Raw genomic sequence first — 7,458 nt, 5'->3', positions numbered from 1 at the left:
CATTCCCTAAGCAATCAGCTTTACACAGGGCGATACGCCAAAAGGTTGCGCAGGAAATCGTACGTGATGACAAGCCAGGTAGGACCGGGACTCGCCAAGCCTGAATGATAGGTCGAGCGTCAAGCTCGTCAGTTGAATGAGGTGCGAGTCAGCGGATTTCATAGGGGCCCGCAGCGGCAGTACCAGCTGCAACAAGGCCGGATATAGATCTGCAAGCCAGCCTGTCTGCCACAACACACGATAACTTGCTCAAACGGGACGCGTTCATATAGACCCATCATGACGATTCACTCCCGTCGTTTGATGCCTTCCAGGATACCTAACATTCCGCATCGCCGCCGACTTTTTCAACAGAATCGGCCGAACGGAGACGATTCCTTTCCTAGCAGTCTCACGAATAACGGAAACGAGTGCCGCCAGTCTCGCGAACGCGGATCGTGCGTCCACGAGTGTCGCGACGGAATTGTTGGCTAGCTCGTTGATTTACCGGATGCCCGACTCTCACCAATTGCGCCTCCCGGCAGTACGGGGCAGTGAGGCGGGAGCCTGAAGGCGGTGGAGGTTTCAGCTGACAATCTGATTGTCGAAGTCAGAAATCAGGGAACAACACACTATCCACCAGACCTTGGTGCCGCCGCAATGTTCGATAAAAACAACCTCGAGGCAACGAGGAGCGAATTGTTTTAGTCTGAGAGGTTCGATCCGCATCGCACGGCGGACTGCGCTGCCCAATCTGCCAGCGCGTCGGCATTGCCCGCGAATGCCTGTTCGCGCGCCCCGCGCTTCATCGTCGTCGCCTCGCCGCGGGCCGGGCTTTTTTCTCGAAGCCCGAGGTTCGCGGCATAGCACGCGGACAGCATGCTGGCGGTGGGACACGGTCAGGTGTACGAAGTCGTGCAAAATCTCGCGCTTCCCGCTGCGGTCAGAACGGCTGTGCCGCTCGCCGAACACCTGGATCAATTCCCGTCGTGCTGCCATGCTGAGTTGCATCGCCATATGTCGCTCCGGGCTGCCGTCTCACAGGTAGCAAATACTTGAGGCAACGAGCCCGGCCTGGCAAGAAAAGACCTGAGTCAATGCGCCGACCAACATGTTTGTCGGCGTCCACTCGAGACGCTAACAGGGCCACGACGGACGGCGGTATTAGCGTGGTTTCACACTCGATTCAGGCGTTGGAGACAGTGAGCGTCGAGAGTGCCGCGCGCACGTCGACCGCAGTGATGGTGGCGGACCCGTCGTCAATATGTCGCGCTGCCGCTTCATCGATGACGCGCTGAAGAACCGTGTCCGCGTCGGCAATCGAACATCCCTTGAGGCCCGTAATCAGACATTCCACTGTGTGCCGGGAGATCGCAAAGGTGTCACCCGCCCTGAGCCTCAACTGGATGCGGATATAGGCGTCAAGCGCTTCTCGTGAAGGAACGTCGAAGCGGATCTTTTGCTCCAGACGCCCACCGCGCAGCGCGGCCTGATCTAGTGCTTCAGGATGATTGGTTACAGCAATGACTAGTACGTCCGGCACTCGACCATCGGCTCCGTCGATCGAGGCAAGGATCCGGTTGGTAAGCGGTGCGACACCGGACATGCGCCGATCACCCAGTACGTCATCCGCTTCGTCGATTAGCAAAATGCACGGGCGCAGGTCCTTTGCCGCCCGATAGAGCTTGTTCCAAGCCGAGTGAGTGCCGAGCAACTCGGCGCCGCTGGTCTTGAGGAATGCCCAGTTGCTTGCCTTCGCGAGGGCCATTGCGGCTTGGGTTTTACCGGTACCGGGCGGACCGTAGAAGAGAACTCCTCGCGGCAGTGCGCCACCCAACTGCTCGATTCGGTGAACGTTCTGAAGCCGTCGCGTGAGGCGCCTCAAGTCATCACGTGATCCGTCAGGCATGATGATCTCGTCGATTGCCTTGACTGCCTCGGGCAGGTGTCCCTTCGAGCCCTGAATACGACGCATGGCCTGCATGGCAATACCGAACGACACGGGACCTTTCCCGAAAAGTCCCTCCGTCCGCATATCGGCGAGCTGCGGTCCGACAGCCGTCAGGCGTGCCGCACTGAATCCAGCCCAGCGCGCCGCGAGGCTACGCAGAGTGGACTGGTCAAGCGCATCAGCACCAAGCGCCTTGCCGAACGAACCCTTCAGGATCGCTTCACGGGCTGGCAGATCCGGCGGCGGCACCTCAACCTTGAAGTCAAAGCGTCCTTCCCGGATGGCGGCTGCATCGAGCCAGGCGATGTCGTTGGTGGCGGCAACCAGCACGATGCCTGTGCCACGCAGGCGCACGATCTCGGTGAGCATTGTGTTGGTGAGGTCGCGATCCATCGAATGGGTCTGGTCACTACGTGACTTAATGAAACCATCTATTTCATCGATTAGAAAAACTGCCTGCCGCAAGCGCGCTGCCTGTGCAAAGGCAGCCTTCACGCGTTCGGGCGTTTCATTGATCCATTTCGACGCAATGTCCTGGTAGGAGATCGACAGAAAGGGGATGCCCAATTCGCCAGCGAGCGCTTCAGCAAACATCGTCTTGCCGTTACCCGGCTCCCCCGAGAGCAGGATCCCGTTTCTGGCCCGCTCCGGGTGGGTGAGGATATCGCGTGCCATGTTAAGCAGTCGGGCCTTGACCTCAGCCATGCCTGTGATAGCGTCAAAGCCGAATCTCGGACGAAGTACGCGGTCATGGAACGAATATGCTTGCTGTGCCGCCATCTGCTCCGTATCACGCTGGGCTGTTAAACCCTGCGGCGACGAAGGCGCGCTCCCCGGAAGCGCGCACCGGCGCACCCGGCCATACCGCCGGTTTCCCGCAGCCAGAATTATCCAGAGCGCCGCGCCGACCCCTAACGCGGCAGCGGTGTGCAACGATGCGTGGCCGAGAACGGCAACCAGCAGCACGACAGTAGCCATTGCCATCAGTCGGCGAGCGAGAGGGATGCGGTAATGAAGCGCGAGCGCCACGCAAACACAGACTACTACGATGACAATCATCCAAAGGTTATCAAAATGGAGCGCGAACCCGAGGCCGAAGCCTGCGCCACATCCGATCAGGAGCGGCGGGCAGTCAGGGGCGGTGGAAAGAATGGCATCCTTCATGGACAATTCTCCGTGAAAGCTATCTAAGCGAAAGTGGACTGACAAGGACGGGCGCGGGCAATGCGCGCCTCGCAAAGCATCGGCTATTGGAGGTCCGCGAGCATCTCGTAGATGTCGTTGCGGATGACTTGCGCGAGTTCATTACGTTCGAAAAACGCCCCAGTGACAAATAGCGCTGAGACAGCGATAGCGCCGTCCCTCAGCAGCTCGATGACGCCAAGGGGCAAACCGTGCGTCAGCGCGGGCCATGCATGCTGCAGTTGGTCAAGGCCTAGCACGACACCAAGGCAGGACGTGACGGCCATCGTATAGGGCGAGATGAACAACAGAACGGCGGCGCTGTTCCAGAACGCTCGCACAGCGAGGGGCAGGCTTGCGTGATCCGGATGGATAAAATTGAAGAGCGACTGCTGCTGATCGTTATGCATGACAAGCTCCAGAAGTGTCGGAAAGCATTGACCTGTTGAGAAGGATTTGCCCGGTCCGGTGAAATGAAAGCGTCTGGGCGGGACAAAGCCAGATTCGCATTGGGTCGCCCAGACGCAAGTGCACATGCGGCTTATCTAATCGAAAGAAGGGGGCGGCGGCGGTGTAGCCGGATGCGCACCATTAATCCTCGCTGGCGCTTCCGTTGACGTACCGGCTCGAACACCCGGCGCTGACTCGCACGCTGCAGACGTCGCTGCCGGGCGATAGGGCGCCCGAGGGCCGCACGGAGGCGACGATGCCAAGCCTCGATCACTTCCGGCGGGATGCTGGCGTCGACGTAGCCGGTCGCCCCCGAATCGGTAACAATCTTGACGACCTCGCGCCCGTTTTGCGCCGTAAAGCGTCTGGTTTCCATTTGAGACCTCCGTACTATCGACGTGTTTATCTCCGCGTGTGACGCCGTATCCATCGCGCGACGACGACCAGCGGTATGAAGACGTCTGCGAGGTACTCGCGGCATTCCTGGACAAATACCTGCCATAGCCGGTTTATTGGATTGCTCATTGGGATGTCCTTGCGGGTGGTTGTGGAAAGGGGTCTACACGTCCTTTTGGTCATGGATGTCCGTCGGCCAAAGGGCTGACGGATCTGACAAAGGCAGTGAGGGCAAGATGCAGACAGCGCTGGCCCGGATGGCCCCCCGCCTGTCTGTCCCTGCGAACCTCACTGCAGGAACAGACTCAGGATCGCACGGGCTTTTGCCAACGCAAGTCGGCCGTGGGCGATGGCCGGCGGGCGCACGACCTCAGGATCATTTCGACGCAATTGCGCCCGGTTACCGGAACACGCCGCTCAACGAACAACGTCACTTTTTCGCGGCGATCGATGCGGCGCTGGCGCTCAGTTCTCGGGCGAATGCAGAGGAAGGACGACCAATCGGGAGATGCGATAGCGCCGGCACGTCGCAAATGCGGGCAGCCCCTGGCGTCCGGTTGTCAGTTTGGCAAGGTGCATGAAACCGCTTTGCTGCGGCCCTTTGCGGCCGAAACGGGTGCCACTGAAATTGATCGTCGAGATGCGCACAGCCCGGGATCCGTTGAGCATGACGACGCATTGGCCAAAGACGTATGACCCAGCCGGCGCACTTGTGCAGTGGCGGCCACCATGGGCGGGTCGAAGCAAAATGCTGCGGCGGCTTAGCGGTACAGCGAACGCGTCTTGGTTTGGGTCACTACTCCAACTCTAATGCTAGAGCGAAGACTGGCGAGAATAGCCCTCACCGATGTCGAGCGCCGCCTCGCGGAGCTCATGTAGCTCGCCGTCGTTGCCGGACAGCCGGTGATAACGATTTTCGCTAGGTGCCAGACCCACGCCCTCATAGACCCTTCTTGTGGGAAGGTCTATGCGAGCCCGGTGCGACGGCTACGGATCACTCGCCAACAACGACTTCCAAGGACTCCCGACGGCCGATGCAGTGGCGCGCTCATTCAAGCATCTTCGCAATACTGTCCTGTGAGAGCTTTGCCACGGTCACGCTCCACGCAGAACGCGAGCTCACCGCCGACGACATCGAGCGAGTGGATATAAAACGGCTGGTCGGCAGAAGCTGGCGGTCGGGGCGTGGCACGGCCGCGGCACCTCACCTGCCGCGCCTTATACGTTTCGCATACGCGGTCTTCTGCGCCCTGTCCTGGCCTACGGGCTGGATGCAGTCGCGGCGCCCGCCGATCCCCGCGACCTCGATAATGCGGTCGAGAATGACGTCGAGCGCCGTGAGCAGGTCGGTGCGCTGGGGCTGCGCGACTCCTCTGCGAGAAAGTACACCACTGTACGCAAGAGGCAGGAAATTCTGGTCAGCACGATGCAGTATCGCGTGGCCCGCGGCGCCGGGTTTTGCGCCGGATAGATAATGTCCCTGAACGCGCTTTTGTCGATCGTGGCTGTAGCCCCGATGACGCGGCCCTACCCCGTTGCGGTTCACTCGCCACACTACTCGGCGCTGCTCACCTGAAGGCCTTCAGATCGCCTTTGGATATTCATCAACCTTCGTCGGACTGTGAGCAAAGCAGACCGCATTCGGCCTCCTCGGAGTCAGCTGGCCGAACCTCGCGAACGTACGTTCAGAGCCGGCGGTACGCGTCTTGCCGTTCCCGGGCTCGAGCACCGGTACCCCTGGCACCTATGCATTGGAGGCTGCAGAGCTTCCAGCTACAAGTTGACCGTCACCGTACGATGCTCGAGAAAGGTCAGCTCTGCACGGAACAGCAGAAGAGCGGCTTCGACTAAGCACTAACGGTTAACGTCCGATTCCGCTTTGCAGGTGGGGGCTCGGCCCGGGTCGTCGGGTGATTCATTCTCACGTTTCCGAACCCTCAACGGGCCAGCGAGCACGCTGACGTGTTCCGGGAAGGGAACTGTGACCGTCTGCAGGGCCTCTTCCCGCGTCGCCAGCGCGAATTGTCTCAACCGTGCACGAAGCTGCTCGGACGTCTCATTAGGAAGAGGCTTGGATCGTTTTTTTTTCTCATTCAGGCTCTTAAGAGGGATATTGCGCGTGCTCCACGTCGCGTGGCCTCAGGGCATTCCGGTAGCGCTTGCGCTGCTGTGCGCGGCGGTTGCTTCCCATACTAGCTAAAGTCACGTATCAAGCAAGCTGACTTGCGGATGAGATTCCGCGTTGTTTGCGTGCCCAGTGGGGGGCGCATCAGGAGCGCAATCTGGGTCGAATAAACTATTGTCGCGGCGAGGATGGATCTGTGGCTTGAGATTTAATGGTCGCGTGGGCCCGATAGTGTCCTGCAGGTGTCGCGAAGCATCTCCCCAAACAAGGCACGGGCCAGACTGCTGCAGCGGGACGATCTCCGCTTCGAAGATCTCTGCCAGAAGATAAGAGTGCCGCCGCTCGTGCGGCGCTTTCTTGCTCGAAGGCAAATGCGGATTTTTTTCTATGCGATAGGCCGTGGCAACGCTGAATCCAGCGCGTGCGGCCGCCGTGGACGGCCTTTCTGTGCGTTTGTATTTCATGTAAAGCGTCATCTGTGGTCGTTGACGTGTCGTCCGGGCACGGCGGCCTCCGTTGCAAGATAGACTCGTTCATATCCTATCCACCGCGACCACCGGCAAGGCTCTGTGCTAAATGCGAGCGCTTCCGGCACGGCGTTGCGTCGCCGTTTCGGGGCTCCGCCCGTCACCGCCCCCCCGGGCTGCGCCTGCATTCTCATCCTGATTGACGCGCGGTTCTCAGCTTGACTGACGCGCGGCGCGCAGGTTTGACTGGCTTCATTTCTTTGGGTGCTTGAAGAGTCGTTTACGAACGGTATGTCCACGTGTACGAGGCCTTCCTGTCGCTCGTGCGTGCGCTGATCGCCGAAGCACGTTCGAGCGGTTCAATTGCCAGTTTTGCATCGCTCGGCGGACGCGTAAGGGGCGTCTGATAGGTCGCGCGATGGCAAAGTGTTGCACTTACCGTCCACTCCGTCGCAGCCCCTGACGGCTTTTGCACGATGAACACCGCTACCGGGTCGTCGATCAGCGACCGCGAATATATTCCGGCCAGCGGACGTAGGTAGACTCGCCGGATGCCTTCCGGGCCACAGATTGAATGTCCTCGACCTGCATCCAGTGCGCACCACTCTCCAGTTGCGAGACGACATCCCAATATTCGTTTTCGATCGCGAGACATTGGGCAGCGCGCGCGCCCTCCCTGATCGCATAGAGTCGCCATTGGGCCGGCCACTGCGTCTCGCCTTCCAAACGGAAGCGCAGTTGTCCATCGATAAGGATGTCGAAAGAGTTTTGACCGTGCGCGACTGCTTGGACGCGGTCCGTGTATCGCTGGCGAGCTGTGCGCCTGGGTGACGTGACAGGGCGTGGGATCAGTGACATGGAGATCTCTTTAGATTGAAGAGGCATCCTCAGTTTCCTATACACCTTTC

6 protein-coding genes are annotated in these 7,458 nt (G+C 59.8%); all 6 read right to left on the bottom strand.

Annotation, left to right across the window (positions count from 1 at the left end; all coding sequences use genetic code 11):
• Positions 1–564: 564 nt before the first annotated feature.
• Positions 565–996 (bottom strand): hypothetical protein, encoded by a 432-nt coding sequence (locus tag H281_RS36990; protein ID WP_164701941.1) that lies wholly within the window; start codon positions 994–996, stop codon positions 565–567.
• 169 nt (positions 997–1,165) lie between these two features.
• Positions 1,166–3,094 carry an AAA family ATPase gene (locus H281_RS34845; RefSeq protein ID WP_020069869.1) on the bottom strand — a complete coding sequence of 643 codons (1,929 nt, stop codon included), beginning with the start codon at positions 3,092–3,094 and terminating at the stop codon, positions 1,166–1,168.
• Between the two features lie 83 nt (positions 3,095–3,177).
• Positions 3,178–3,522 (bottom strand): hypothetical protein, encoded by a 345-nt coding sequence (locus H281_RS0124985; protein ID WP_020069868.1) that lies wholly within the window; start codon positions 3,520–3,522, stop codon positions 3,178–3,180.
• A 131-nt stretch (positions 3,523–3,653) separates the two neighbouring features.
• A complete protein-coding gene (locus H281_RS0124980) occupies positions 3,654–3,938 on the bottom strand; it encodes a hypothetical protein (protein ID WP_020069867.1) in 285 nt (94 codons plus the stop codon).
• A gap of 2,222 nt (positions 3,939–6,160) precedes the next feature.
• A complete protein-coding gene (locus H281_RS36985; RefSeq protein WP_164701939.1) occupies positions 6,161–6,547 on the bottom strand; it encodes a hypothetical protein in 387 nt (128 codons plus the stop codon).
• Positions 6,548–7,051: 504 nt separating this feature from the next.
• Complete coding sequence (locus H281_RS0124955) at positions 7,052–7,408, bottom strand: hypothetical protein (protein WP_164701937.1); 357 nt, start codon at positions 7,406–7,408, stop codon at positions 7,052–7,054.
• Positions 7,409–7,458 lie beyond the last annotated feature (50 nt).

It is taken from the genome of Paraburkholderia caledonica (genome assembly GCF_000383275.1).
In the GTDB taxonomy this organism is placed as follows: Bacteria; Pseudomonadota; Gammaproteobacteria; order Burkholderiales; family Burkholderiaceae; genus Paraburkholderia; species Paraburkholderia caledonica.
Note: the sequence above shows the minus strand (reverse complement) of the source record. Positions and strands in the feature narration are given on the sequence as shown.

Coding starts and splice junctions, on each gene's coding strand:
- H281_RS36990 (WP_164701941.1), bottom strand. CDS start 996: ATGGCGATGCAACTCAGCATGGCAGCACGACGGGAATTGATCCAGGTG.
- H281_RS34845 (WP_020069869.1), bottom strand. CDS start 3,094: ATGAAGGATGCCATTCTTTCCACCGCCCCTGACTGCCCGCCGCTCCTG.
- H281_RS0124985 (WP_020069868.1), bottom strand. CDS start 3,522: ATGCATAACGATCAGCAGCAGTCGCTCTTCAATTTTATCCATCCGGAT.
- H281_RS0124980 (WP_020069867.1), bottom strand. CDS start 3,938: ATGGAAACCAGACGCTTTACGGCGCAAAACGGGCGCGAGGTCGTCAAG.
- H281_RS36985 (WP_164701939.1), bottom strand. CDS start 6,547: ATGAAATACAAACGCACAGAAAGGCCGTCCACGGCGGCCGCACGCGCT.
- H281_RS0124955 (WP_164701937.1), bottom strand. CDS start 7,408: ATGTCACTGATCCCACGCCCTGTCACGTCACCCAGGCGCACAGCTCGC.